We start from the raw sequence: 24,694 nt of genomic DNA, 5'->3' as shown, positions 1-24,694 counted from the left end.
GGTTCCTCGTTGTTCCGGTTGCGCTGCCTTATTCTGCCGCCCCATCCCGCACACGGCGCAGCCGTGCGGCCTTGTACAGCACGCGTGACAGCGCCTCGATCGAATAGGGCTTTTGCAGCAGCTCGAAGCCGAAACTGCCGTCCTGCGCCAGTACGTGGCTGTAGCCGCTGGTGAGCACGATGGGCACGTCGATGCCACGGTCGCGGATCGCGTGCGCGAGATCGAGCCCGGTCATGCCGGGCATCACCACGTCGGAGAACATCACGTCGAAGCGATCAGTGTCCACGGTCAGCTCGGCGAGCGCATCGCTGGCATTGTCGACCAGCGTGACGCTGTAACCGAGCTCGGTGAGCCCGTCGGCGGCGAAATTGGCCACCTCGATATTGTCCTCGACGACCAGCACCGACATGCCGCTGCCGGCAATTGCGGGCGCGGTGTCGGGCGCCTGCCGCTGCGGCAGCACCTCGGCGGGCACGCGCGGCAGGTAGAGCGTGAAGGCGCTGCCGCGGCCGACCTCGCTCGCAACCGTCACCTCGCCGCCGGATTGCTTGACGAAGCCGAACACCTGCGACAGGCCGAGCCCGGTGCCGTGGCCGACCTGCTTGGTCGTGAAGAACGGCTCGAAGATGCGGCCGAGCTGGCCTGCGGGAATGCCGGACCCGGTATCGGTGACCGTGACGGTGACGAAGCCGTGGCTGCCGACGAGATGTGCCAGGCTGTCGGGAACGGCCGTCGCGGCCTCCACCGCGAACGTGATCCTGCCGCGGCCCTGCATCGCATCGCGCGCATTGACCGCCATGTTGAACAGTGCCGTCTCGAACTGGCCGGCATCGGCGTTGACGAGAAAGGACCCCGCCGGCAGCCGGATCACGATCTCGATGGCCGGCCCGATCAGCGTGGCGATCATGTCGCGCAACGACTGCACGCGTGCGCCGACGTCGAATACCTCGGGCTTCAGCGTCTGTCGCCGCGCGAAGGCCAGGAGCTGCGAGGTCAGTTTCGCTGCGCGCGCGACAGCGTCTGTGATGGCGTTGATGTAGCGCTGTCTCCGCTCCTCGGACAATTGCGGCCGGTTCAATAGGTCGATGGAGGCGCGGATCACGGTCAGCAGGTTGTTGAAGTCGTGCGCCACGCCGCCGGTGAGCTGTCCGAGTGCCTCGAGGCGCTGGCTGTGCTTGAGTGCCTCCTCGGCGTCGCGCCGCCGTGCCGCTTCGGCCTGGAGGTTCTGGGTGCGCCGGAATGCCAGCGCGAGGATGAAGAACAGCAGGGCCGTGGCCGGCAGGCCGAAGATCAGGTGCTGGCCCATGGTGGCGAGCCAGCGCGAACGGATCGCCGCGGTCTCGAGCCCCGCGCTGACATAGATCGGATATTCGGCGACGCGCTTGTAGCCGATGCGACGCTCGATGCCGTCGGCGGGCCAGGCGATGGTCATGAGCCCGTGCTCGGGGCTCAGCGCGATTTTGCGGCCGACCGGCCCGCCGGGATCGAGCCGGACGTCGTGGTCGAGGTGCGGATAATGCGCCAGCAGGACGCCATCGGTCCGCCCCATCGCGAAGAAGCTGCCGGGATCGCTGCCGATGCGCGCATAAAAGCTCTCGAAATATTCGGGAAATACCGAGGCCTGGATCACGCCGATGAAGCTGCCGTCGTCGGATTCGCGGCGGCGGCTCACGCCGAAGAAGCGGGCGCCCTGGTAGGGTTGGCGCGGCGTCAGCGGTGTGCCGATGAAGGTGCCGATGTTCTGGTCGACATGCGCGTTGAAATAATCCCGGTCCGCGAAGCTGAGCTGCGGCGCCGGCGACAACAGGCTGTTGACCAGCGCGTGGCCCTGCGCATCGAAGATCCAGGCGGATTTGAGCTGCGGCAGCGAATCGGTCAGCCGCTTCAGGCGCAGATGCAGCACCGCCTCGCGCGACCGGATCGCCTCGTCCGAAAGGCCGCGCACGACCTCGTTGAGCTCGGCGAGGCTGCGGTCGATGGTCTCGAACACCTTGAGCGCATGCTCGTGGGCGACTTCGAGCGTACGCTCGATCTCGCGGTCGGCGATGTCGTTGGTCGAATTATAGGAGATCGCCGAGGCGATGATGAACAGCGCAATCGGCAGCGCCAGGGATGCCGCCATCATCCACTGTAGCAGTTTCAACGAATTGCGTTGCGCGCCCTGCACAGTCGCTCCTGACCCGAAGCGAAGTTTACTTGAATTTCCCGCAGGGAAGGAAGTGCTTTGTGAATGGAACCTTTGGTTGCGGCCGGCTCGACTCCGCCCGCAAAGGATGCGCCAGTAGCAGACCTATGTTAAACTACTCTAGGTAGCAATGCGGCCGCAGCGCCAGCGACCGCGGCGGATGCATAAAGTTCGCTTAAACTTGCCGCTCGACGAGCTTCAGCTTCAGCTCGGCGATCGCCTCTGCGGGGTTCAGGCCTTTCGGGCAGGCCTTGGCGCAGTTCATGATGGTGTGGCAGCGATAGAGCCGGAACGGGTCCTCGAGATTGTCGAGCCGTTCGCCGGTTGCCTCATCGCGCGAATCGGACACCCAGCGGTTCGCCTGGAGCAGGGCGGCGGGGCCGAGATAGCGCTCGCTGTTCCACCAATAGCTTGGGCAGGAGGTCGAGCAGCAGGCGCACAGGATGCACTCGTAGAGGCCATCGAGCTTCTCGCGGTCCTCGTGGCTCTGGCGCCATTCCTTTTGCGGCGTCGGCGAGGTCGTCTTCAGCCACGGCTCGACGGAAGCGTATTGCGCGTAGAAATTGGTGAGGTCGGGGACGAGATCCTTCACCACCGGCTGGTGCGGCAGCGGGTTGATCTTCACCGCGCCGTCCTTCACGTCGTGCATCGAACGGGTGCAGGCGAGCGTGTTCTGGCCGTCGATGTTCATGGCGCAGGAGCCGCAGACGCCCTCGCGGCAGGAGCGGCGGAAGGTCAGCGACGGGTCGATGTGGTTCTTGATCCAGATCAGGCCGTCCAGCACCATCGGACCGCAATCGTGGGTGTCGACGTAATAGGTGTCGACGCTCGGATTCTTGCCGTCGTCCGGATTCCAGCGATAGACGCGGAATTCGCGAAGCTCAGTCGCGCCCGCGGGCTTCGGCCAGGTCTTGCCGCCTGATATCTTCGAGTTCTTCGGAAGTGCGAATTCAACCATTGCTCTAACCTTTCGTCATTCCGGGATGGTCCGAAGGACCAGCCCCGGAATCTCGAGATTCCGGGCTCGATGCTCCGCATCGCCCCGGAATGACGAGCTACTGTTGTTCTTCCTCAGTACACGCGCGCCTTCGGCGGGATGTACTGCACGTCGTTGGTCATGGTGTAGTTGTGCACCGGACGGTAGTCGATCGTCACCTTGGCGGCATCGTCGAGCCAGGCCAGCGTGTGCTTCATCCAGTTCTTGTCGTCGCGTGCGGAGAAATCCTCGCGCGCATGCGCGCCGCGGCTTTCGGTGCGGTTGGCGGCCGAGTTCATCGTCACCACTGCCTGCGATATCAGATTGTCGAACTCGAGCGTCTCGACGAGGTCCGAGTTCCACACCAGCGAGCGGTCGGACACGGCGATGTCGGTGATGCCGCTGTGGACCTTCTGGATCAGGTTCTGGCCTTCGCTCAGCACCTCGCCGGTGCGGAACACCGCGCAATTGTTCTGCATCACGTGCTGCATGCCCTCGCGCAGCTTCGCGGTCGGGGTGCCGCCTGAGGCGTAGCGGTAGTGGTCGAGGCGGCCGAGCGACTGTTCGGCCGAGTCCGCCGGCAGCTCCGGCTGCTTGCCGTTGGCGGTGAGCTTTTCGGCGCAGCGCAGCGCCGCGGCGCGGCCGAACACCACGAGGTCGATCAGCGAGTTGGAGCCGAGACGGTTGGCGCCGTGCACGGAGACGCAGGCCGCCTCGCCGATCGCCATCAGGCCCGGGATCACGGCGTTGTCGTCGCCGTCCTTCTTGGTCAGCACCTCGCCGTGATAATTCGTCGGGATGCCGCCCATGTTGTAGTGCACGGTCGGCACGATCGGAATCGGCTCGCGCGTCACGTCGACATTGGCGAAGATCTTTGCCGATTCGGAAATACCCGGCAGCCGCTCCTGCAGGACCTTTGGATCGAGATGGTCGAGGTGCAGGAAGATGTGATCCTTCTTCTTGCCGACGCCGCGCCCCTCGCGGATTTCGATGGTCATCGCGCGCGAGACGACGTCGCGCGAGGCGAGGTCCTTGGCCGACGGTGCGTAGCGCTCCATGAAGCGCTCGCCCTCGGAGTTGACGAGATAGCCGCCCTCGCCGCGCGCGCCTTCGGTGACGAGACAGCCCGACCCGTAGATGCCGGTCGGGTGGAACTGCACGAATTCCATGTCCTGGAGCGGCAGGCCGGCGCGCAGCACCATGCCGCCGCCGTCGCCGGTGCAGGTATGGGCCGAGGTGCAGGACGCATAGGCGCGGCCGTAGCCGCCGGTCGCCAGGATCGTGGTCTGGGCGCGGAAGCGATGCAGCGTGCCGTCATCGAGCTTCAGCGCGATCACGCCGCGGCAGGCGCCCTGGTCGTCCATGATCAGGTCGATGGCGAAGAACTCGATGAAGAATTCTGCCGCATGGCGCAGCGACTGGCCATACATCGTGTGCAGCATGGCGTGACCGGTGCGGTCGGCGGCGGCGCAGGTGCGCTGCGCCTGGCTCTTGCCGAATTCCGTGGTCATGCCGCCGAACGGACGCTGGTAGATCTTGCCATCCTCGGTACGCGAGAACGGCACGCCCCAATGCTCGAGCTCGTAGACCGCTTCGGGGGCGTGACGCACCATGTATTCGATCGCGTCCTGGTCGCCCAGCCAGTCCGACCCCTTCACGGTGTCGTACATGTGCCAGCGCCAGTCGTCCTTGTGCATGTTGCCGAGCGAGGCGGAGATGCCGCCCTGCGCCGCGACGGTGTGCGAACGGGTCGGAAACACCTTGGTGATGCAGGCCGTGCGCAGGCCCGCCTCGCTGCAGCCGACGACGGCGCGCAGGCCCGCGCCACCGGCGCCGACCACGACGACGTCATAGGTGTGGTCTTCGATCGGATAGGCTTTTCCGTTGGTGGCGGGAGCGCCGTTGCCCTTGCCATTCGTGGTGGCGGCCGATGTTCCGGTAGCCATGGGTTACACTCCGGATGACAGCTTGAGAATCGCGTAGGTCGAAGCGAGCGCCACCGCGATCGAGAAGAAGTTGTTGAGCATGACCGCAACGAGCTTCACCTTCTCGTTATGGACGTAGTCCTCGATCACGACCTGCATGCCGATCTTCATGTGCCAGGCGCTGGCGAAGATGAAGAGCAGGAGAATCAGCGCGATCGGCAGCGAGCCGAGAATCTGCGCAGCGCCCGCCTGGTTGCGGCCGAGCAGCATCATGACGACGACGATCACGGGCAGCATCAACAGCGTCATGGCGACGCCGGTGAGGCGCTGGCGCCAGAAGTCAGACGTGCCGGAATGCGCGGCGCCAAGATTGCGGACGCGGCCGAGCGGGGTGCGCATGCTGCGCTTGGGCGTATCGGTCGAGCTCATCGTCCGCCTCCGATCGCGTAGGCAATGATCCAGATCAGGACAGTCAGCGTGATGCCGCCGATCAGCGCGCCCCAGGTGAGCGCCTCGCGCTCATTGGCCTTGAAGCCATAGCCGAGGTCCCAGACGAAATGCCGGATGCCGCTCAGCATGTGGTGCATCAGCGCCCAAGTGTACCCGAACACGATCAGCCGTCCGATGATGCTGCCGGTAAAGGCCTGCACATGGGAGTACGCCGCCGGGCCGGAGGCCGCGGCGATCAACCACCAGGCCAGCAGCAGGGTTCCGACATAAAGGGCGATACCGGTGGCGCGGTGGACGATGGACAGCGCCATCGTCAGCGTCCAGCGGTAGACTTGCAGGTGGGGTGAAAGCGGTCGTTCGATCCGTGCGGTCATGGGCGGCTTTGGTGTTTTATTGCGGCCCAGCATGGGGCGCGCGGGGATCGCGAAAGGTCGGCCCTATTTACGGAGTCGAATCTATCCGCGCAATCACCAAATCGCCATAAAGCGAACCGTCGTTCAGCTTTAGAGCGGCGACGAACCAAGACTGATCAGGGGCTCGGTATACCAGAGCGAGATCGGGATGTTGAAGGAGTGAATTTGTAGCCAGTTTTTCTGGCGCTCGTCTCCCGACTTGAAATCGCAAGAGGATCGTCGTCATGCGAACCAGTCCGTTCATACTGCAAAGTGGGATCAAAACAGCCTCGGGGGAACCGCGAAAGAGCCCTCTGCGCACGTCGCTTGACCCGTTTTCCCCTCCAACACCTCGCCAGGGCGCGTCCGATATGCGTGTCCCGCATTCCGCGCCTGTCGCTTCCCGCTGACGACCACGCGAGCAGGATAGCCTACAAGTTGCGCACGGCCGGGAGGCGCGTCGCCGGCGTGCCGGGATACGATTCGCGTGATTGCAGGTCTCAATCTCCAGGACATCGTCGAGCTGGCGCTGCTGCTCATCGCGGTTGGTGCGCTCTCGGGCTTTCTCGCTGGCGTGTTCGGAATCGGCGGCGGGGCGATCCTCGTCCCCGTGTTCTACGAATGCTTCCGCATTGCCGGCGTGCCGCTGGAGGTGCGGATGCCGCTCTGTGTCGGCACCTCGCTCGCGGTGATCATCCCAACCTCGATCCGCTCGTTCCAGGCGCACTACAAGCGCGGCGCGGTCGACATGACGATTCTGCGCGTCTGGTGGCTGCCGATCGTCATCGGCGTCATCGCCGGCAGCGTGGTCGCGCGCTACGCGCCGGAGCGGCTGTTCAAGATCGTCTTCGTCGCCGTCGCTTATTCCGCCGCGGCCCGCCTCATCTTCGCGCGCGAAACCTGGAAGTTCGGTGACGACCTGCCGACAGGCCCGCTGATGCGCATCTACGGCTTCGTGGTCGGAATCCTCTCGACCCTGATGGGCATTGGCGGCGGCCTGTTCTCCAATCTGCTGATGACCTTCTATGGCCGCCCGATCCATCAGGCGGTCGCAACGTCGTCGGCGTTGGCGGTGCTGATCTCGATCCCCGGCGCGCTCGGCTACATCTATGCCGGCTGGCCGGCGGCCGCGCGTTTTCCGTCAGTCGCAGCCCTGCAATTCCCGTTCGCGCTCGGCTTTGTCTCGTTGATCGGAGCCGTGCTGGTGATGCCGATGAGCCTCGTCACCGCACCGCTCGGCGTTAAGGCCGCGCATGCGATGTCGAAGCGCACGCTGGAGGCCGCGTTCGGCTGTTATCTGTTTATCGTTGGCAGCCGGTTCGTGATGAGCTTGGTGGGCGGACAGTGACGGCTCGCGGCAAAGCGCACGCCCCACACTCAAGGGTCATTGCCCGCGAAGGCGGGCAATCCGGTATTCCAGCGACGGTAGTGATTGAACCGAGAAGCCAAGGCGTACTGGGTGCCCCGGTCAAGCCGGGGCATGACAGCGTCTGTGGTGGCTAGAGACCGCAACCTACTTCTTCGCGTAAATATCCTTGTACGTATCCCGCAGCACGTTCTTCTGCACCTTGCCCATGGTGTTGCGCGGCAGTTCGTCGACCACGAACACCCGCTTGGGCATCTTGAACTTTGCGAGCCGGCCGTCGAGCGCCTTCAACACCGAGGCTTCGCTCACCTCAGCGCCCTTGTTGCAGACAAGGACCGCCGTGACGCCCTCGCCGAAATCGGCATGCGGCACGCCGATCACGGCGGATTCGATCACGCCCGGCATGGCGTCGATCTCGCTCTCGATTTCCTTCGGATAGACGTTGAAGCCGCCGGAGATCACGAGATCCTTGCCACGGCCGAGGATGTGGACGTAGCCCTTCGCGTCGATCTTGCCGAGATCGCCGGTGATGAAGAAGCCGTCCGGGCGGAATTCGGACTTGGTCTTCTCCGGCATGCGCCAATAGCCCTTGAAGACGTTCGGTCCCTTCACCTCGATCATGCCGATCTCGTCACGCGGCAGCTCCTTGCCGGTCTCGGGATCGGTGACGCGGGCGGAGACGCCGGGCAGCGGGAAGCCGACCGCGCCGGGCACGCGCTCGCCGTCATAGGGGTTCGACGTATTCATGTTGGTCTCGGTCATGCCGTAGCGCTCGAGCACCGCATGGCCCGTTCGCGCCGACCATTCGCGATGGGTGTCGGCCAGCAGCGGCGCCGAGCCCGAGATGAACAGGCGCATGTGCTTCGTCGTCTCGCGCGACAGCGCGGGGTTTTGCAGAAGACGCGTATAGAACGTCGGCACGCCCATCAGCACGGTGGCGCGCGCCATCAGCTTGATGATCAGGTCCGGATCGAGCTTTGGCAGGAAGATCATCGAGGCCCGGGCGAACAGCGTGACGTTGATCGCCACGAACAGGCCGTGGGTGTGGTAGATCGGCAGCGCGTGGATCAGCACGTCCTTGTCGGTGAAGCGCCAGTAGTCGACCAGCGTTTGCGAGTTCGAGGCGAGATTGTCGTGGGACAGCATCGCGCCCTTGGAACGGCCGGTGGTGCCCGACGTGTAGAGAATCGCCGCAAGGTCATCGTTCGCGCGCGGCACGGTGGCGAACTCACTCTTCGCCTTCGCGGCGGCGTCCGTCAGCGAGCCATTGCCGCTGGAATCGAGCGTCTCGACCTTGGCCTTCACCTTAGCGGCGATCGCGGCGATGCCGTCGGCCTTGGAGGGATCGCACACCACCAGCGACGGTTCGGCATCGGTGATGAAGTAGTCGAGCTCGTTCAGCGTATAGGCCGTGTTGAGCGGCAGATAGACCGCGCCGGCCCGCACGGTTGCCAGATACAGCACGATATTGGCGACGGATTTTTCCACCTGCACCGCGACACGGTCGCCAGGCTTTACGCCGCGTTCGACCAGCACATTCGCCATCTGGCCCGCGCGTGCGATCAGCTCGCCATAGGTGATGCGGCCGCCGTCATGGGTCTCGATCGCAAGCCGCGTCGGATCCTTCAGGCCATCGAACAGGCGGGAAAACAGATTGGTGTTGGCAGCTTGGTTCATGCAACATTCCTCAAAGGCGAAGGCCGGTCAAAACCGAGGGCTGGATTAGCAAAAACCGCCCCGATGAAGCAACGGAGACAGTTTGCATGACAAAGGAAAGGAAACGCGCGGCCTGGGTCACGGGCGGTGGCAGCGGGATCGGGGAGGCCGGCGCGGAGGCGCTTGCCGCTGACGGCTGGACGGTGGTGGTGTCCGGGCGGCGCAAGGACGCGCTGGATGCGGTGGTCGCCAAAATCACCAACGCCGGAGGCGCCGCGGAGGCGATCCCGCTCGACGTCAGCATTGCCGCCGATGTCCAGAAGGCGGCCGATCAGATCCTGGCCAGGCACGGCCGCATCGACCTCCTGGTCAACAGCGCCGGCGTCAACGTTCGCAAGCGAAGCTGGAACGACCTGGAACTGGAGGGTTGGGACAAGCTCGTCGAGATCAACCTCAACGGCGTGCTCTATTGCATGCGCGCGGTGCTGCCGCCGATGCGCAAGCAGCAGGACGGCTGCATCATCAATGTCTCGTCCTGGGCGGGCCGCCACGTCTCGAAGATGCCGGGGCCGGCCTACACCACGACCAAACATGCGGTGCTGGCACTGACCCATTCCTTCAACATGGACGAGTGCGTCAACGGCCTGCGCGCCTGCTGCCTGATGCCGGGCGAGGTGGCCACCCCCATTCTGAAACAGCGCCCGGTGGTGCCCAGCGAGGAGGAGCAGGCGAGGATGCTTCAGTCCGAAGATCTTGGCCGCACCATCGCCTTCATCGCCTCCATGCCGCCGCGCGTCTGCATCAACGAGGTGCTGATCAGCCCGACCCACAATCGCGGGTTTATCCAGACGCCGCTCAGCAGGGATTGAGATGCTCGACCGTGCAATACTCTCAGTGTCGTAGGGTGGGCAAAGCGAAGCGTGCCCACCATTTTTCAGCGAATCTGGACTTAAGTGGTGGGCACGGCGCTTGCGCGCCTTTGCCCAGCCTACGGCACTGGCGTGCTTGGCGCCCGTCGCGCCCTCACACGGAAACCCCCACGCAAAGTTTCACGCATCACAATAAATTATTCCCCGAAACCGCTCGCCGAATCCTCCCGTAGTTCGGCCCAACGACGGCGCTCCTGCCTCACACCTGTCGCTAGGTGCCGTTGTTGCAGGACTTCATCCAGATATCGGGAGACTCTCCATGTCGAAGCGTATTGCCTATCTCGCTGCTGCCGCTTTCAGCGCCCTTGCCATCACCGCGACCGTCGTCGCACCTGTGAGGGCCGAGGAAAAGACCGTGATGGTCGGCGGCGCTGCGATGTTCCCCTCCAAGAACATCATCCAGAACGCCGTCAACTCCAAGGACCACACCACGCTGGTGGCCGCGGTGAAGGCCGCCGGCCTCGTGCAGACGCTGGAAGGCAAGGGGCCGTTCACGGTGTTCGCGCCGACCAACGCGGCCTTCGGCAAGCTGCCGGCCGGCACCGTCGACACCCTGGTCAAGCCCGAGAACAAGGCAACCCTGACCAAGATCCTCACCTACCATGTCGTGCCCGGCAAGCTCGAGGCCTCCGACCTCACCGACGGCAAGAAGCTGAAGACCGCTGAAGGCGAGGAGCTGACAGTCAAGAAGATGGACGGCAAGACCTGGATCGTCGATGCCAAGGGCGGCACCTCGATGGTGACGATCACCAACGTCAACCAGTCGAACGGCGTCATCCATGTGGTCGACACCGTGCTGATGCCGGCGACGTAACACCGCCGGCGACGTAACACCGCACCTCCCTGTTTCATCCCCGAACAGGATGCGAGAAACGGCGAGTCGGGGATCCCGGCTCGCTTTTTTGTGACCACGATACCTTTCGGATATCAAATCGGTAGCCGGCAGGACGTAACGAAACCGAAGCCGCTGGCGTATATTTATCGTCACGCGACACTTGAGGACGGAACCACCATGTCGAGCCTAGCCGCAGCCGACGCTCCGATCAGCGCCACCAAGGCCAAAACCATCCAGCCGGCCTGGGTGAGGCTGATGCACTGGATCAATGCGTTCGCCGTGATCCTGATGATCATGTCGGGCTGGCAGATCTACAACGCCTCGCCGCTGTTCAACTTCAGCTTCTCCCGCGACATCACGCTCGGCGGCTGGCTCGGCGGCGCGCTGCTCTGGCATTTTGCGGCGATGTGGATCCTCATGATCAACGGGCTCGCCTATCTCATCACGGGCTTTGCCACCGGCCGCTTCGCCAAGAAACTGCTGCCGATCACGCCGTCCGGCGTGCTGCACGACGTCAAGGCCGCGCTGACCTTCAAGCTCGGCCATGACGATCTCACCGTCTACAACTACGTGCAGCGCCTGCTCTACGCCGGCATCATCGTGGTCGGCGTGCTCATCGTGCTGTCGGGCCTGTCGATCTGGAAACCCGTGCAGCTCTATTACCTGGTGATGCTGTTCGGTGACTATCCGACGGCGCGTTACGTCCACTTCTTTTGCATGGCCGCGATCTGCGCCTTCCTGGTGGTTCACGTCGCGCTGGCGCTGCTGGTGCCGAAGAGCCTGCGCGCCATGATCATCGGCCGCTGAGCAAGCATGATCCGGAAAAGTGGGAACCGGTTTTCCGATAAGATCATGCTCAGAACAAGAGATGCTGGAGAACTTTCATGGCCAAGCGTTCATTCCTGATCCCCGGCGTCGACAAGCGTCTGCTCATCAAGGACTCGCTCAAGGTAATGCCGGACCTGACCCGCCGCCGTTTCATCACAGGCGGTGCGAGCCTCGGCGCGCTGACACTGCTCACCGGCTGCGACGTCGTTGATAGTTCCTCCGCCGAGGAGTTGCTGAAGAAAGCGTCAAAGTTCAACGACGCGGTGCAGGCCTTCATCTTCAATCCGGACGCGCTGGCACCGACCTTCCCGGAAAGCGCGATCACGAAGCCGTTCCCATTCAATGCCTATTACGATCTCGACGAAGCGCCGGAAGTCGATGGGAAGGACTGGAAGCTCGAGGTGCGTGGCCTCGTCGACAACAAGAAATCCTGGACGCTGGACGAGCTCCACCAGCTGCCACAGGTCACGCAAATCACCCGCCACATCTGCGTCGAGGGCTGGAGCGCGATCGGAAGCTGGACTGGCACGCCGCTCCGCGATTTCCTGAAGCTGATCGGCGCCGACACGCGTGCGAAATATGTGTGGTTCCAGTGCGCCGACAAGGACGGCTACAATTCCCCGCTGGACATGCGCAGCGCGCTGCATCCGCAGACCCAGATGACGTTCAAATATGCGAATGAAATCCTGCCGCGCGCCTATGGCTACCCGATGAAGATCCGCGTGCCGACAAAACTCGGCTTCAAGAACCCGAAATATGTCGTCTCGATGGAAGTCACCAACGAGTACAAGGGCGGCTACTGGGAAGACCAGGGCTACAATTCGTTCAGCGGGAGCTGACGCGATTTGTAGGGTCGGCAAAGCGACTTGTCCGCCGTAGCTCGAAGAGCGAAGGCGGAAGCGTGCCCGCCACTTGTGTATCCGCGTTGACGATTGATGGTGGGCACGGCGCTACGCGCCTTTGCCCACCCTACGACACCGAGCTCTTCGGTCCCACCTTCCACTGGCACAGTGCCGCGACCGCACCGAGCGCTAACAACGCGGCGGACACGTTCAGCGCATACGAAAGGCTCCCCAGCGCATCCGTGATCGCGCCGACCACGATCGGCCCGAGAGTCTGGCCGATGCCGAACGAGATCGTCATCGCCGCGATCGCCGTTGGCCATACTGGGGGCGGGTAGTTGAAACGGACAAACGCCGTCGTCGAACCCACCACGGCAAAGAAGGCGACACCAAACACGACGGCCGAGGTCGCAAGCCATGCCGTCGAATGCCCCAGCATCGGCAAGCTGGCGCCCAGCGCATTGGTGCCGAGGATGATCGCGGTTGCGAGCCCGCCGCGGTCGAGCGCGAGCACGCCGCGCCAGACCCAGGGCGTCGCAAAGGCGCTCACCCCGATCAGGCTCCAGTACGCGGCTTGTGCCGCCGCGCCGCCGCCGGCATCGCGCACATAGGCGATCATGAAGGTCATGTAGGCGATGTAGCCCGCGCCGAACAGGAAGTAGCCGGCGAGATAGATCAGGATGGGGAGGATCGCGAACGAGCCGTGCCCCGCCTCGCTGAAGCGCGCCTTGCTCTCGATGCGCATCAGGAACAGCGGGATGGTCATGGCGGCTGAGAGCAGCGTCAGTGCCCACCACACGATCCACCACGAGCCCGGCCCGAAATATTGCAGCGTGAACGGCGCGATCAGCCCCGAAGCGAGGATGCCGATACCGGGGCCGGCATAGAACAGGCTGAGCAGGAAATTGGCCCTTTCGGGATGCGACTGCGCGATGGTTGCGGCCAGCGCGCCGCCGGCGACGAAACCCGCCGCCGCGCCCAGGCCCAGCACCAGCCGCGCCAGGCTGAGCGCGATGAAGTTCCCGGTGAGCGCGCAGATCGCCAGGGCCGCGAGGCAGGCCAGCGTTCCGCCGCGGATCGCGGCCGACCAGCCGACCCGCTTGATCAGTCGCGAGGCCATCAGGGCGCCCGCGAGGTAGCCGACGGCGTTGATGGTGTTCATGAAGCCGGCGGCGGAGTAGGACCAGTTCAGGCTGTCGCGCATGTCCGGCAGCACCAGCGCATAGGCAAAGCGGCCGATGCCGAGCCCGACCGTCGCCGCCAGCGACAGCGTCAGAATCAGCCGCGCAGGGCGCGCGTCGTGCGGGAGGCGGCGATCTTGAGTGAGGTAGTCTTGGGCGTGCAAGGGGTACTCCGGCAAGCCCGATTGTGGCAGGCCCCGCCCGGCTTGCACAGCCGCGAGGCGGCAATGGTGTCTTGCCAAGCGCGCAACGCCGCTCTAGCACTCCGGCCGAAATTCATGAGCGCCGTCATGCCCGGCCTTGTGCCGGGCATCCACGTTCTTCTGCACCCGAGGCAAGACGTGGATGGCCGGGTCAAGCCGGGCCATGACGAAACGGAGGAAGAACGACCATGGCGACCCACAAATTGCTGCTGCTCCCCGGCGACGGTATCGGCCCCGAGGTGATGGGCGAGGTGAAGCGGCTGATCGACTGGCTCGACTCGGCCGGGATCGCCAAGTTCGAGACCGACACCGGCCTCGTCGGCGGCGCCGCCTATGACGCGCACAAGGTATCGATTTCCGAAGGCGACATGGCCAAGGCGAAGGACGCCGACGCCGTCATCTTCGGTGCGGTCGGCGGCCCGAAATGGGATGCGGTGCCCTACGACGTGCGCCCCGAGGCCGGCCTGCTCCGGCTGCGCAAGGATCTCGCTTTGTTCGCCAATCTGCGTCCGGCCGTGTGCTATCCGGCGCTGGCGGATGCCTCCAGCCTGAAGCGCGAGGCGGTCGAGGGCCTCGACATCGTGATCGTGCGCGAGCTCACCGGCGGCGTCTATTTCGGCGAGCCCAAGACCATCACCGATCTCGGCAACGGCCAGAAGCGTGCCATCGACACCCAGGTCTACGACACCTACGAGATCGAGCGCATCGCCCGCGTCGCCTTTGACCTCGCCAAGAAGCGTCGCAACAAGGTGACGTCGATGGAAAAGCGCAACGTCATGAAGTCCGGTGTGCTCTGGAACGAGGTGGTCACACAGGTCCACAAGCGCGAATATCCCGATGTGACGCTCGAGCATCAGCTCGCCGACTCCGGCGGCATGATGCTGGTGAAATGGCCCAAGCAGTTCGACGTCATCGTCACCGACAACCTGTTCGGCGACATGCTCTCCGACATCGCGGCGATGCTGACCGGCTCGCTCGGCATGCTGCCCTCGGCCTCGCTCGGCGAGGTCGACGTGAAGAGCAAGAAGCGCAAGGCGCTGTATGAGCCCGTACACGGCTCGGCGCCCGATATCGCCGGCAAGGGCCTCGCCAATCCGATCGCGATGATCTCGTCCTTCGGCATGGCGCTGCGCTACTCCTTCGACATGGGCGCGCTCGCCGACAAGCTCGACGCCGCGATCGCTGCGGTGCTGGCGAGCGGCCTGCGCACTGCCGACATCAAGTCGGAAGGCACCACCGCCGCCTCGACCACGCAGATGGGCGAAGCGATCCTGAAGGAACTGCAGAAGCTGCACGCGTAGTCACTTGCACTGTCATTCCGGGGCGATGCGCAGCATCGAACCCGGAATCTCGGGATTCCGGGTTCACGCTTCGCGTGCCCCGGAATGACGGTGGGCACGGCGCTTTCGCGCCTTTGTCCGCCCTACGCAGTCCGCGTAGACGTGACCGGGATGCGCCGCCCGTAAAACCTCAGGAGCCGTTTGATGGACGCGTCGCATCGCCCCAAGATCGCGGAAACCGTCATCCATGAAACGGTGCGCCTGCGCGAAGTGCAGATCGGGCGCCGCTGCGAAGTCCTCTGCAACACGCGCATCGAGTTTTCCTCGCTCGGCGACTACTCCTATCTCGGGGAGAACTGCGAGGTCGCCGACGCGGTGATCGGGAAGTTCACGGCAATCGCCAACTCGGTGCGGATCGGCGCGCCGAACCATCCGATGGGCCGGCCGTCCCAGCATCGCTTCACCTATTGCCCGGAATATTACGAGGCGACAGCGACCCGTGACCGCGACTTCTTTGCGGAGCGCCACAGCGACCGGGTGATCGTTGGCAATGATTGCTGGATCGGGCACGCCGCCATCCTGCTGCCGGGCGTGACGGTCGGCGACGGCGCGGTGATCGCCGCAGGTGCGGTCGTCAGCCGCAGCGTACCGCCCTACACGATCGTCGGCGGCGTTCCCGCGCGCCCCATCCGCGAGCGCTTTACCGAATCTGTCACGGAAAGCCTGCGCCGTATCGCCTGGTGGGATTGGCCCGATGAGGTCATCTTCGAACGCTTGAGCGATTTCCGCTCCGAGGCGATCGAACAATTTTGCAAGCGCTACGACCCGGCTTTTGCGCCCGGCCGGTAGAGCGTGTTCGAGCGAAGTGGATACCGGTTCGCGGAAAGAAACGCGTCAAGATGTGAGTCTGAAGCCATCACAAAATTAAAAAATGGCCGAACGCGAGCCCGGCCATTTCGAATTCGTCAGTCGTGTCCGCTTCAGTAAAGCGGGAACGTCCTCGGATAGCCGCCGACATCAGCCGGCGTGCTGAGCGGCTGGCGATCGATCGGACGGTTGAGGTTCTCGCGCGCGAAGGTGGGATAGCCGACATCCGGCGGGAAGGCGTAGTCGGAGAACTTGCGATCGCCCGGATTGACCTCGGTGCCACCATCGAGCCAGGAGCGCTTGCTGACATAGATGCGGGTACGCGGGCCCTGCTGATAGACGACGTTGGGGCCGCTCGGACCATAATAGACGCGGCCGCGATCGTCATAGCGCTGCTTCTTGGTGTCGGCCGATGCCGACGTCGCAACACCCATCGCGGCGACCGCACCCGCCGCAAGCCAGATCGCCAATTTGTTCGCGGCGGAAAATTTCGAGCTCATCACGTCCCCTTCAGGCGGCAGGCCACCAATCGATTTCACCTCATACTAGCGCGCCAGGGGTGACCGCAACTAGGTCAATTGGGTCACACCGCGCCGGAATAATCGCGCCTGCGGCCAAAAGTTGCATGAAAACCAGCCACTTGAGCTTGATGCGCGTCAAAGCGCGCCGCGCAGCTGCGCATTTCCGGGGCTCATCAGCCAGTCCACGGAGGCGGGAGGGCCGCACGGACGGCGCTTCAACTCGGCATGGGCGAACAATTCGGCCAGCTTCGGCTCGTTGCCGGAGGTGAGCAGCGTCAGCCGATTCAGCGTGCAGGCGATCGCGGCGCGCCGTGCCGGCAGTGCGTCGCCCTGGCACGACCAGCCGGAGATCTGAAGCGGGGGCTCCTCGATCCGCTTGACATAGCCAAGACAGCCGGACGCCTGCCCGCTCGGGCGATACAGGGCCACTGGCCCGAACTTGCTGTCGATGACGCCTGCTTCCTCGAGCGGTGTCGACTGCCTAAGGCCCATCCGGGCAGCCATGTCTGAAGGCAGGCGCGCCGCCGGACCGAACTCGCCGCCGGGTCGGTAGATTTCGAGCTCGGCGACCGGTACCGGCGTATCGCCGACCCAGCGCATGACGTCCTTGCGGCCGCCCTCGGGATGCCGGAGGATGACGTAAGCGTCTGTTTTGTCGTTGGAATCGAGCCGGCTGACGGCAAAGGCGGGATGTGATCGGTCGGCCACGGACCAGCCCGGCCTCGTCGCCGGCCCGTCGTCATGCAGGTTCGGCAATTGGCCGAGTGCGGCAAGCAACAGGATGGCAAGCAGCGCCAGCGTCCCCACATAGGCGAACAGGCGCGCCAGCGTGCCGACGACCTCGTCGGCAAAGCCTAGGAGTGCCAGATGGATCCTGGTTCTGGGATATGCGGCCGGGGTGGCCTGGTACGGCGGCATCCAATGCCTTCTGGCACGGTCAAACGTTGTCTTGCGGGCGGTTCTCGCATAGAAGCGCTGCTCTTCCTGGTTAAGCGCGCAGCTTTGGGAAGGCCTTTTTCATCGGAGAGTGAACGATGGGTTACAAAGTCGCAGTCGTCGGAGCGACCGGCAATGTCGGACGGGAAATGCTCAACATTCTCGATGAGCGCAAATTCCCCGCGGACGAGGTCGTGGCGCTGGCCTCACGCCGCAGCGTCGGCGTCGAGGTCTCCTATGGTGATCGGACGTTGAAGGTCAAAGCGCTCGAGCACTACGACTTCTCCGACATCGACATCTGCCTGATGTCGGCGGGCGGCTCGGTGTCGAAGGAATGGTCGCCGAAGATCGGCGCCGCCGGTGCGGTCGTGATCGACAATTCCTCGGCCTGGCGCATGGATCCGGACGTGCCGCTGATCGTGCCCGAGGTGAATGCCGATGCGACCAAGGGTTTTGCCAAGAAGAACATCATCGCCAACCCGAACTGCTCGACCGCGCAGCTCGTCGTCGCGCTGAAGCCGCTGCACGACAAGGCGACCATCAAGCGCGTCGTGGTCTCGACCTATCAATCGGTCTCGGGCGCCGGCAAGGATGCGATGGACGAATTGTTCTCGCAAACCAAGGCCGTCTACACCAATGACGAGCTGATCAATAAGAAGTTTCCCAAGCGCATCGCCTTCAACGTCATCCCCCACATCGACGTCTTCATGGAAGACGGCTACACCAAGGAAGAGTGGAAGATGATGGCGGAGACCAAGAAGATCCTTGATCCCAAGATCAAGCTCTCCGCGACCTGCGTGCGCGTGCCGGTGTTCGTCGGCCATTCGGAGGCCGTCAACGTCGAGTTCGAGAATCCGCTCGCGGCGGACGAGGCGCGCGAGATCCTGCGCAAGGCGCCCGGCTGTCTCGTCATCGACAAGCAGGAGCCCGGCGGCTATGCCACGCCCTATGAGGCGGCCGGCGAGGACGCGACCTATATCAGCCGCATCCGCGAGGACGCCACGGTCGAGAACGGTCTCGCGTTCTGGTGCGTGTCGGACAACCTTCGCAAGGGCGCCGCGCTCAACGCGATCCAGATCGCCGAAGTCCTGATCAACCGCAAGCTGATCACCGCGAAGAAGAAGGCGGCTTAAGGGCTGCGTAGGGTGGGCAAAGGCGCGCTCTTCGCGCGCCGTGCCCACCACCTCTCCACGATCGCGATAGAAGTGGTGGGCACGCTTCGCTTTGCCCACCCTACCAAATCCACCCTACCGAACTACCCTGCGTCCCTGACGCTTCGAAATTCCTTCGCGGCCTTGTCGAGCACGAACAGCGATCCCTCCGCGACGCCGAAATAGGCGCCGTGCGTCTGCATCTGGCCGGCGTCGACCGCCTTGCGCACGAACGGGAATGTCATGAGGTTTTCGAGGCTGCGGAACACCGCGGCCTTCTCGATGCGCTCGACGAATTGTGCCATCGTCTCGCGGTCGCGCTGCTCGACCACCTCGCCGGGCTTGATGAACATCTGCATCCATTTGCCGATGAAATCGCCGGGGGTGAGCGGCTCGATCTTGTCGACGAAGGCGCGGATGCCGCCGCATTGCGCATGCCCGAGCACCACGATGTGCTTCACCTTCAGCACCGTCACGGCATATTCCAGCGCCGCCGAGACGCCGTGCGCATTCTCGTCGGGCTGATACGTCGGGACCAGATTGGCGATGTTGCGCATCACGAACAGCTCGCCCGGACCGACGTCGAAGATCACCTCGGGCGAGACGCGGGAATCGCAGCAGCCGATCACCATCACTTCGGGTGACTGGCCCTTCACCGATAATTCGCGATAGCGCGTCTGCTCGGTCGGCAGCCGCTGCGTCGCGAAGGCCTTGTAGCCGTCCAGCAAATGTCTTGGGAATGTGATCATGACCAATGCCTAATCATATACCGCAGGGGCGAACAAGCCTTTCGAATAGGCAGGCCAGGTGCTATCGGCTCCGGAGGGAACACTTGAACTTCAAGGGAACGCTCGCATGACCCGTCCGCGCCGCAGCCATCTGTTCATGCCCGGCTCCAACCCCCGCGCGCTGGAAAAAGCCCGCAACCTGCCGGCCGACGGCCTGATCCTGGACCTGGAGGATTCCGTCGCCCCTGACGCCAAGGCGGAGGCGCGGGACCAGATCGCGGCTGCGATCGCTGCAAAAGGCTTTGGCAAGCGCGAGATCCTGATCCGGACCAACGGCCTCGATACGCCCTGGTGGGCCGACGACGTTGCCATGGCGGCAAAATCCTCGCCCGACGGCATCCTGGTTCCAAAGGTCTCCAGTGTCGAGGACCTCGACGCCATCGGCCGGCGGCTGGCTGAGCTCGGCGCCGCGCCGACGGTGAAGGTCTGGGCCATGATCGAGACCGCGCGCGCGGTCCTGCATGCGGAAGAGCTCTCCGCCGCCGCGCGCGATCCCAACACGCGCCTCGTCGGCTTCGTGTTCGGACCGAACGACATCTCGCGGGAAACGCGGATCAGGATGCTGGAGGGCCGCGCCGCAATGATCCCGATGATCACCCATTGCATCCTGGCAACGCGGGCGCATGGCCTCGAGATCCTCGACGGGCCCTATAGCGACATCAACAACTCGAGCGGTTTTGCGACGGAATGCGCGCAGGGGCGCGATCTCGGCTTCGACGGCAAGACGCTGATTCATCCCTCGCAGATCGAGGCCTGCAACGTCATCTTCACGCCACCCGAGGAGGACGTCGCGCGCGCCCGCAAGATCATCGCGGCGTTCGAATTGCCGGAGAATGTCTCGCGCGGCGCGATCCGGCTCGATGGGCAGATGGTGGAACGGCTGCACGCGGACATGGCACGCCGCACGATCGAGATCGCGGATGCGATCGCTGCAATGGGCAAGGGGTAGGGCCACGCTTAAAGGCGACATCGGTCTTTCCGACGCCAGGCGCAAATCTTCTGTTAGCGAAAGGCATTGCCGCTTGTGATTCATTGCGGAAAGCGGTCTCCGCGCCTTCCGGCGCGCAACGGATCATCGCTCTCGCGTCACCGCCGTAAGGTTCATCGTAAGCAAGACGCCTGGCTTAGGGAGCTCCTGGACAGAAAAAACCGTGCGCGCAGGTCTGTGGTCGCCCATCATCTCGACATAGGCAGCATTCATCGCCTCGAAGTCAGACATGTGCTGCAAGAAGACATTGATGTGAGTAACGTGGCTGAGGTCGGAGCCAACAGCATCAAGCATCACTGTGAATGATTTGAAGATTTGCCGTGTCTGGGCACCTATGTCTGCCCCTGCCAAATGTCCTGTCGCTGGATCGACTCCAGCGGTCCCCCCAATCCATATATGTTCACCGACTTTGGCGATGTGATTGTAAGGTCCGATCGGTTTTGGCGTATTCGGCGGTGTGAGCGTCTCTACGCGGGATTTCATCGTCTGCCTCATTCCATATCTCACATACCAACTCGTCGGCAGGTCTGAAAGTGGGCCCAACCCGGAGGGGCTGCCATAGCAGCGCGCCGCTCGATCGAGATCGCGGATGCGATTGTGGCCGATGAGCAAGCGTTGCGGCTGTGCTCAGAAAAAGCGATGTCCTTCCGAGGCCTGCGGCCGACGCAAAGCAGCGATTATCACCTGTTCTGAATGCGCTCGGGGAGTGTTTGCGGCCGCTGCGTTCCCGGCCGACTTGGCCCCGGTCGATTTTGCCCTGGTCGATTTGGCCTCGGTGGGCGCGCTGCCGGGGGGCGAACCGTCGGTGGGCGTGCCACCGGGCGCTGATGTGGCCGCCGCCACCCATGCCAGCCGGCCGGGCCACCCCAGCCCATGCCACGCCGCCAATTGTAGCCACACCAGTACCAGCCGCCGCCGCGCCATCCGCCATTGTACCAACAGTAGCGGCGGCCTCTCCAGGTGAACTGGACTGTTTCCGCAAGACGAAGCTGATCGGCGATCTCATGCGACCCCAGTGGTGCGATAAGGCTCGCCTGCGAACGACCGCCAGTCGTCATGACCGCTGCCGAAGCAACCGCAATCGCAAGCACCCATAGGGTCAATTTTTGCATGACTTGCTCCTCGCCGCCCTCGGCGATTCCCGCTCTCCCAGGCTTTGCCTCACGCAGCTAGGCAGCCTTGGATTGAGCTGCGGCTGCGAGGGTATCGCGCAGGTGCTGTTCCTTCTTTTCGTCCAGCGAGGTCTTGAGAACCGTCCCTCCCGCATCCTTGATCTCATTGAGAACCTTGTCCGAGGTCATGCTCTGGATCAGCAGGAATAGAACGGCATCTCCCGATTTCACCTTCGCTGTGAGATCCTTCATGAACTGATCTCTAATCCCGAAATCGGTCAGCGCGCCGCCCAATGCGCCTGCGCCGGCACCGAGAGCCACGCCGATGAGGGGATTCAAGAACACCAATCCAAACAACAGTCCCCAGAAGCTGCCGCTTGCGGCGCCAGTCATCGTCGTGTTCACAAGCTGATTGAGTTTGACGGAATCCCCTGTTTTGACGGCGATCACGGCATCATTGATCGCGATCAGATACTCCTTCTGGAGCTTGAGTATTTTTTGCCGAACTTCCTCTGCTTTGGCTTCGGATGGGTACACGATCGCAACAAGGTCTGACATTGAACACTCCCGTACTGACTTGAGTGCTGCCCCTGATCCGCTTGATACGCGCGGCCAACGTTTAACACAGACCGAAAAGTCTCCTGCCAGCTAATCGGTTCCAGGTGTTCACAAGTCGGAGATGGTTTAAGCGGCCCGATGCAACTTGAGTAAGCGGGATTGTCTCGTCAAATGCGGATGCGGCGCATGTAAATTCACACCGACGGAACCCCGGCGGCGGGCGGACGTTCCGCCGCTATGAACCGCTTGCCGGATGGCGATTTTTGAAACTTGCTCGCGCGCCTAGCAACCACTGAACGAGCAGCACGTTTTGGCAGTTTCAAGGGAGAAGAATGGGGCAAACCTCATAGGAGGAATTGGTATGTCGCGTTCAAAGCTGGCGCTTATCTCCGCGATGATGCTTCTCTCGATGAGCTTCGTTCTCAGTCCTCAGGACCCTGCCAATGCTGCCACATTCTGTGCGCAGTTGAGAGGGGCGAAGGCTGCCGGACAACCTGACTGCTCGTTTTCGACGCTGGATACGTGTCGCGAGCGTGTAAAGCACAGGGGCGGTGGACATTGCTATAAATTGACCCACTAGACTGCTCGTCAGAGCGGCACGCCGCCCGTGGTGCGATCGAGTGTCTTCAGCGTTGCGGCGTTCGGGCGGCAGCGCCTGTAGTTCTCGGCGGCGACGCCGCTGACGAGGTCCGTCCCATTGCGGTCAGACACGGTCGAGGTCACGCGGCAACTGCGGTGCGGCCAAACCGCTCTTCGCTGATGCCGACGCGGCTGCGGGAACCGCCCGGGAATACCATCGAGCAAGTGTCTGCTGCATGGCTCCAGCCACAATTATGGTCGCCTCACCGTACATTCTAAGCGGGGTGAGAGTCACAGTCGCGAGTGGGGTGCTTTAAAAAATGAAAGCGATGCGACTTTCTTGAATTTCTGGCCAGCGCAGGTCATCATTGACCAACGCGTCAAGTTGAAGAGGCGTCCTTCGCATGCGCTATCCGATAGAGATCGCACCGAAGAATGGGCACACAATCGTGCTCGAGGATGAAGCGCGCGAAAGCTTTGAGGTTGCTCGGTGGTCTACTGAGACCAATGGATGGATCGGCGAGTACGGCGAAGTGAGCCAGATGAGGCCATCGCATTGGTACCCATGTTACAGTTTTTTTAAGTCTCAGCCGTCGGATATGCCTCCCGAGCGACCCGCCACCGCGACAGTCTCTGCACTTGCAGAGACTGTTCAGATTGTGCCACTGCACGAGCGACGTGGATCTGCACGTTGGTGGATTGCCGCAATGGTCATCGCAGGGGTCATTGGTGGCGTCTATTTGCAGCGGACAATACTGAATCCCACGGAGCTCTCCGCCTCCACTGCGCCTGATGGCGACGTCGCGAAGGCTCGAAGCAAAACCGAGACGACCGGGTTAGCACGTTCACGCAGCGGGGCGAGCGAGATGGCGCAACAGCCCAAGCAGTCAATCGAGAGCGTGACAGCGGGGTTGCGGCAGTCTCTGCAGCAGGAGCACGATCGGGCCGAGGCGCTGGCAGCTGAATTGGCACAAGTGCGCCAAGCCATGGAAGAGCAGAAAACGATTGCCGATACGCCGGCTACCAAGCAGTCTGCTGGCGTTGCACTAGAGCAAGGTCAACAAGAGAACAGAGCTACCGAAACAGGCCGACGGCGCCGGGCTGTGAGCCAGAGCACTGGCGCCAACTGCCAGCAGTATCGAACCTATAATGCCTCCTCTGGAAATTACAGGGGCTATGACGGACAGGTCCATCCCTGCCCATAGCTGCCTGGGACAAATCGCGCTCTAGGTTTGTTGTTTGTGCATGATCTCAGCGCAAACACGTTCCGCCTTTGTCGCGAGGGAAAATCGCTCCGCACTTTGCGCTAACGTGGCCCTTCGGGTCCAGGATCACGCCCTGGCGAATGCTCCCGCCGCTCGTCAGTGCGGTATGTGGCCCGTGCGATCGAGCGTCTCCAGCGTGGAGGCGTTCGGGCAATAACCCCCGTAGTTCTCGGCTGCGGTGCCGTCGGCGAGATCGCGGTGGCAATGCGCCTTTTCGTTGCATAGCGCGCAAACGCGCTCCATGTCGCGCAGCAGAAGCGGCTGAGCGCGGCCGAGCTGCTCTTCGCTGATGCCGAGCTGCGCCAGCATCTTCGGCAGCTCGTCAGCGGCATGACGGCCGTGACGGACCAGCTCTTCGAGATCATCCGGCGAAACGCGCAGATCGCTCGCGATCCGGTTGAAATCGGAGCGATCGAGCTGCCGCATCTCGTTCAGCTCGCGGCGATGCTTCAGCCAGCCGGCAAAGGAATCGATGAGATCCTGAACCACGGGATAGGGTCTGCTCTGGGTGCTCATCTCGAAGCTCCATTCGGCGGTATTGGAGGAATAGAGCAAACCTGCAGGAAATTGCGTTGCGCTGGATCAAACAGGAATGATGAAGGGAACGAGCCCGCACCTACGATTCTCGTGTCCCGGACGCGGTGCGGCGCCGTAAGCGCGTTCACGCGCGTCTTCGACGCGCTATGGTGCCGCTCCGCAGAGCCGGGACCCATCGTGCCAGCATTGCTGGGCCCCGGCTCAGCAGCGCACCGCTGAAGAAGCGCTGCGCTGCATCCGGGGTACGAGAGTTCGCGACGAAGGGAAGCTAAAGCGGGATGGGGTTAGGTTGAATCGATTTGGGATTCCCAAATCAGCTTGTTTCTGATTCACCATGCTGGCTG

At 63.2% G+C, this 24,694-nt stretch carries 24 protein-coding genes; 10 read left to right on the top strand and 14 right to left on the bottom strand.

Annotated elements, in window-relative coordinates; genetic code table 11:
* Positions 1-28 precede the first annotated feature (28 nt).
* From SO140_RS38275 to sdhC, 5 genes are all read right to left on the bottom strand, one after another.
* The gene (locus tag SO140_RS38275) at positions 29-2,167 is read right to left on the bottom strand and encodes an ATP-binding protein (protein WP_449383710.1); all 2,139 of its coding nucleotides are present in this window, start codon (positions 2,165-2,167) and stop codon (positions 29-31) included.
* A 193-nt stretch (positions 2,168-2,360) separates the two neighbouring features.
* Complete coding sequence (locus SO140_RS38270; RefSeq protein ID WP_449383709.1) at positions 2,361-3,143, bottom strand: succinate dehydrogenase iron-sulfur subunit; 783 nt, start codon at positions 3,141-3,143, stop codon at positions 2,361-2,363.
* 113 nt (positions 3,144-3,256) lie between these two features.
* Positions 3,257-5,107, bottom strand: a complete 1,851-nt coding sequence (gene sdhA, locus SO140_RS38265; protein ID WP_449383708.1) for a succinate dehydrogenase flavoprotein subunit — start codon at positions 5,105-5,107, stop codon at positions 3,257-3,259.
* Positions 5,108-5,110: 3 nt separating this feature from the next.
* Positions 5,111-5,515 carry a succinate dehydrogenase, hydrophobic membrane anchor protein gene (gene sdhD, locus SO140_RS38260; RefSeq protein WP_449383707.1) on the bottom strand — a complete coding sequence of 135 codons (405 nt, stop codon included), beginning with the start codon at positions 5,513-5,515 and terminating at the stop codon, positions 5,111-5,113.
* Complete coding sequence (gene sdhC / locus SO140_RS38255; protein ID WP_449383706.1) at positions 5,512-5,910, bottom strand: succinate dehydrogenase, cytochrome b556 subunit; 399 nt, start codon at positions 5,908-5,910, stop codon at positions 5,512-5,514. Before sdhC ends, sdhD begins: the two co-directional genes overlap by 4 nt.
* 505 nt (positions 5,911-6,415) lie before the next feature.
* Between sdhC and SO140_RS38250 the strand changes: the two genes are divergently transcribed.
* Positions 6,416-7,276 carry a sulfite exporter TauE/SafE family protein gene (locus SO140_RS38250; RefSeq protein WP_449383705.1) on the top strand — a complete coding sequence of 287 codons (861 nt, stop codon included), beginning with the start codon at positions 6,416-6,418 and terminating at the stop codon, positions 7,274-7,276.
* 165 nt (positions 7,277-7,441) lie between these two features.
* On the opposite strand, the gene SO140_RS38245 is transcribed toward SO140_RS38250, so the two are convergent.
* Positions 7,442-8,971 (bottom strand): malonate--CoA ligase, encoded by a 1,530-nt coding sequence (locus SO140_RS38245; protein WP_449383704.1) that lies wholly within the window; start codon positions 8,969-8,971, stop codon positions 7,442-7,444.
* Between the two features lie 86 nt (positions 8,972-9,057).
* Here SO140_RS38245 and SO140_RS38240 point away from each other — a divergent pair, with 86 nt between their 5' ends.
* From SO140_RS38240 to SO140_RS38225, 4 genes are all read left to right on the top strand, one after another.
* Positions 9,058-9,819, top strand: a complete 762-nt coding sequence (locus tag SO140_RS38240) for an SDR family oxidoreductase (protein WP_449383703.1) — start codon at positions 9,058-9,060, stop codon at positions 9,817-9,819.
* Positions 9,820-10,138: 319 nt separating this feature from the next.
* Positions 10,139-10,693 carry a fasciclin domain-containing protein gene (locus SO140_RS38235; RefSeq protein WP_449383702.1) on the top strand — a complete coding sequence of 185 codons (555 nt, stop codon included), beginning with the start codon at positions 10,139-10,141 and terminating at the stop codon, positions 10,691-10,693.
* Positions 10,694-10,891: 198 nt separating this feature from the next.
* Entirely contained in the window at positions 10,892-11,521 is a 630-nt protein-coding gene (locus tag SO140_RS38230) for a cytochrome b/b6 domain-containing protein (RefSeq protein ID WP_449383701.1), read from the top strand.
* Between the two features lie 77 nt (positions 11,522-11,598).
* Positions 11,599-12,381 (top strand): molybdopterin-binding protein, encoded by a 783-nt coding sequence (locus SO140_RS38225; RefSeq protein WP_449383700.1) that lies wholly within the window; start codon positions 11,599-11,601, stop codon positions 12,379-12,381.
* Positions 12,382-12,511: 130 nt separating this feature from the next.
* Here the strand turns inward: SO140_RS38225 and SO140_RS38220 are convergent, their stop codons facing one another.
* Complete coding sequence (locus tag SO140_RS38220; protein WP_449383699.1) at positions 12,512-13,729, bottom strand: YbfB/YjiJ family MFS transporter; 1,218 nt, start codon at positions 13,727-13,729, stop codon at positions 12,512-12,514.
* 227 nt (positions 13,730-13,956) lie between these two features.
* Here SO140_RS38220 and leuB point away from each other — a divergent pair, with 227 nt between their 5' ends.
* Together leuB and SO140_RS38210 are read left to right on the top strand one after the other, a co-directional pair.
* Positions 13,957-15,069 (top strand): 3-isopropylmalate dehydrogenase, encoded by a 1,113-nt coding sequence (gene leuB, locus SO140_RS38215; protein WP_449383698.1) that lies wholly within the window; start codon positions 13,957-13,959, stop codon positions 15,067-15,069.
* 183 nt (positions 15,070-15,252) lie between these two features.
* On the top strand, positions 15,253-15,897 hold the full coding sequence (locus SO140_RS38210; protein WP_449383697.1) for a DapH/DapD/GlmU-related protein: 645 nt from the start codon (positions 15,253-15,255) through the stop codon (positions 15,895-15,897).
* Between the two features lie 131 nt (positions 15,898-16,028).
* Here the strand turns inward: SO140_RS38210 and SO140_RS38205 are convergent, their stop codons facing one another.
* The gene (locus SO140_RS38205; RefSeq protein ID WP_449383696.1) at positions 16,029-16,415 is read right to left on the bottom strand and encodes a hypothetical protein; all 387 of its coding nucleotides are present in this window, start codon (positions 16,413-16,415) and stop codon (positions 16,029-16,031) included.
* Positions 16,416-16,571: 156 nt separating this feature from the next.
* Positions 16,572-17,354 (bottom strand): hypothetical protein, encoded by a 783-nt coding sequence (locus SO140_RS38200; RefSeq protein WP_449383695.1) that lies wholly within the window; start codon positions 17,352-17,354, stop codon positions 16,572-16,574.
* A 116-nt stretch (positions 17,355-17,470) separates the two neighbouring features.
* Between SO140_RS38200 and SO140_RS38195 the strand changes: the two genes are divergently transcribed.
* A complete protein-coding gene (locus SO140_RS38195; RefSeq protein ID WP_449383694.1) occupies positions 17,471-18,505 on the top strand; it encodes an aspartate-semialdehyde dehydrogenase in 1,035 nt (344 codons plus the stop codon).
* A gap of 122 nt (positions 18,506-18,627) precedes the next feature.
* Here SO140_RS38195 and SO140_RS38190 read toward each other — a convergent pair whose 3' ends face one another.
* A complete protein-coding gene (locus tag SO140_RS38190; protein WP_449383693.1) occupies positions 18,628-19,272 on the bottom strand; it encodes a carbonic anhydrase in 645 nt (214 codons plus the stop codon).
* A 106-nt stretch (positions 19,273-19,378) separates the two neighbouring features.
* Between SO140_RS38190 and SO140_RS38185 the strand changes: the two genes are divergently transcribed.
* Positions 19,379-20,260, top strand: a complete 882-nt coding sequence (locus SO140_RS38185; RefSeq protein ID WP_449383692.1) for an HpcH/HpaI aldolase/citrate lyase family protein — start codon at positions 19,379-19,381, stop codon at positions 20,258-20,260.
* Between the two features lie 123 nt (positions 20,261-20,383).
* Here SO140_RS38185 and SO140_RS38180 read toward each other — a convergent pair whose 3' ends face one another.
* The 3 genes from SO140_RS38180 to SO140_RS38170 all read right to left on the bottom strand — a co-directional run bounded on the left by SO140_RS38180 (position 20,384) and on the right by SO140_RS38170 (position 22,692).
* Entirely contained in the window at positions 20,384-20,794 is a 411-nt protein-coding gene (locus SO140_RS38180) for a RidA family protein (protein ID WP_449383691.1), read from the bottom strand.
* Positions 20,795-21,468: 674 nt separating this feature from the next.
* Positions 21,469-21,969 carry a DUF1269 domain-containing protein gene (locus tag SO140_RS38175; protein WP_449383690.1) on the bottom strand — a complete coding sequence of 167 codons (501 nt, stop codon included), beginning with the start codon at positions 21,967-21,969 and terminating at the stop codon, positions 21,469-21,471.
* A gap of 588 nt (positions 21,970-22,557) precedes the next feature.
* On the bottom strand, positions 22,558-22,692 hold the full coding sequence (locus SO140_RS38170; RefSeq protein WP_498543851.1) for a hypothetical protein: 135 nt from the start codon (positions 22,690-22,692) through the stop codon (positions 22,558-22,560).
* A gap of 260 nt (positions 22,693-22,952) precedes the next feature.
* Between SO140_RS38170 and SO140_RS38165 the strand changes: the two genes are divergently transcribed.
* Positions 22,953-23,753 carry a BA14K family protein gene (locus SO140_RS38165; protein ID WP_449383688.1) on the top strand — a complete coding sequence of 267 codons (801 nt, stop codon included), beginning with the start codon at positions 22,953-22,955 and terminating at the stop codon, positions 23,751-23,753.
* Positions 23,754-23,909: 156 nt separating this feature from the next.
* Here SO140_RS38165 and SO140_RS38160 read toward each other — a convergent pair whose 3' ends face one another.
* Positions 23,910-24,329 carry a hypothetical protein gene (locus tag SO140_RS38160; RefSeq protein ID WP_449383687.1) on the bottom strand — a complete coding sequence of 140 codons (420 nt, stop codon included), beginning with the start codon at positions 24,327-24,329 and terminating at the stop codon, positions 23,910-23,912.
* Between the last annotated feature and the right edge of the window lie 365 nt (positions 24,330-24,694).

It is taken from the genome of Bradyrhizobium sp. UFLA05-108, assembly GCF_059803455.1.
Note: the sequence above shows the minus strand (reverse complement) of the source record. Positions and strands in the feature narration are given on the sequence as shown.

What these genes read in the sequence shown, in the direction of transcription:
- SO140_RS38270 (WP_449383709.1), bottom strand. Translation starts at nt 3,143, where the DNA reads ATGGTTGAATTCGCACTTCCGAAGAACTCGAAGATATCAGGCGGCAAG.
- sdhA (WP_449383708.1), bottom strand. Translation starts at nt 5,107, where the DNA reads ATGGCTACCGGAACATCGGCCGCCACCACGAATGGCAAGGGCAACGGC.
- sdhD (WP_449383707.1), bottom strand. Translation starts at nt 5,515, where the DNA reads ATGAGCTCGACCGATACGCCCAAGCGCAGCATGCGCACCCCGCTCGGC.
- sdhC (WP_449383706.1), bottom strand. Translation starts at nt 5,910, where the DNA reads ATGACCGCACGGATCGAACGACCGCTTTCACCCCACCTGCAAGTCTAC.
- SO140_RS38245 (WP_449383704.1), bottom strand. Translation starts at nt 8,971, where the DNA reads ATGAACCAAGCTGCCAACACCAATCTGTTTTCCCGCCTGTTCGATGGC.
- SO140_RS38240 (WP_449383703.1), top strand. Translation starts at nt 9,058, where the DNA reads ATGACAAAGGAAAGGAAACGCGCGGCCTGGGTCACGGGCGGTGGCAGC.
- SO140_RS38235 (WP_449383702.1), top strand. Translation starts at nt 10,139, where the DNA reads ATGTCGAAGCGTATTGCCTATCTCGCTGCTGCCGCTTTCAGCGCCCTT.
- SO140_RS38230 (WP_449383701.1), top strand. Translation starts at nt 10,892, where the DNA reads ATGTCGAGCCTAGCCGCAGCCGACGCTCCGATCAGCGCCACCAAGGCC.
- SO140_RS38225 (WP_449383700.1), top strand. Translation starts at nt 11,599, where the DNA reads ATGGCCAAGCGTTCATTCCTGATCCCCGGCGTCGACAAGCGTCTGCTC.
- leuB (WP_449383698.1), top strand. Translation starts at nt 13,957, where the DNA reads ATGGCGACCCACAAATTGCTGCTGCTCCCCGGCGACGGTATCGGCCCC.
- SO140_RS38210 (WP_449383697.1), top strand. Translation starts at nt 15,253, where the DNA reads ATGGACGCGTCGCATCGCCCCAAGATCGCGGAAACCGTCATCCATGAA.
- SO140_RS38205 (WP_449383696.1), bottom strand. Translation starts at nt 16,415, where the DNA reads ATGAGCTCGAAATTTTCCGCCGCGAACAAATTGGCGATCTGGCTTGCG.
- SO140_RS38200 (WP_449383695.1), bottom strand. Translation starts at nt 17,354, where the DNA reads ATGCCGCCGTACCAGGCCACCCCGGCCGCATATCCCAGAACCAGGATC.
- SO140_RS38195 (WP_449383694.1), top strand. Translation starts at nt 17,471, where the DNA reads ATGGGTTACAAAGTCGCAGTCGTCGGAGCGACCGGCAATGTCGGACGG.
- SO140_RS38190 (WP_449383693.1), bottom strand. Translation starts at nt 19,272, where the DNA reads ATGATCACATTCCCAAGACATTTGCTGGACGGCTACAAGGCCTTCGCG.
- SO140_RS38185 (WP_449383692.1), top strand. Translation starts at nt 19,379, where the DNA reads ATGACCCGTCCGCGCCGCAGCCATCTGTTCATGCCCGGCTCCAACCCC.
- SO140_RS38180 (WP_449383691.1), bottom strand. Translation starts at nt 20,794, where the DNA reads ATGAGGCAGACGATGAAATCCCGCGTAGAGACGCTCACACCGCCGAAT.
- SO140_RS38175 (WP_449383690.1), bottom strand. Translation starts at nt 21,969, where the DNA reads ATGTCAGACCTTGTTGCGATCGTGTACCCATCCGAAGCCAAAGCAGAG.
- SO140_RS38165 (WP_449383688.1), top strand. Translation starts at nt 22,953, where the DNA reads ATGCGCTATCCGATAGAGATCGCACCGAAGAATGGGCACACAATCGTG.
- SO140_RS38160 (WP_449383687.1), bottom strand. Translation starts at nt 24,329, where the DNA reads ATGAGCACCCAGAGCAGACCCTATCCCGTGGTTCAGGATCTCATCGAT.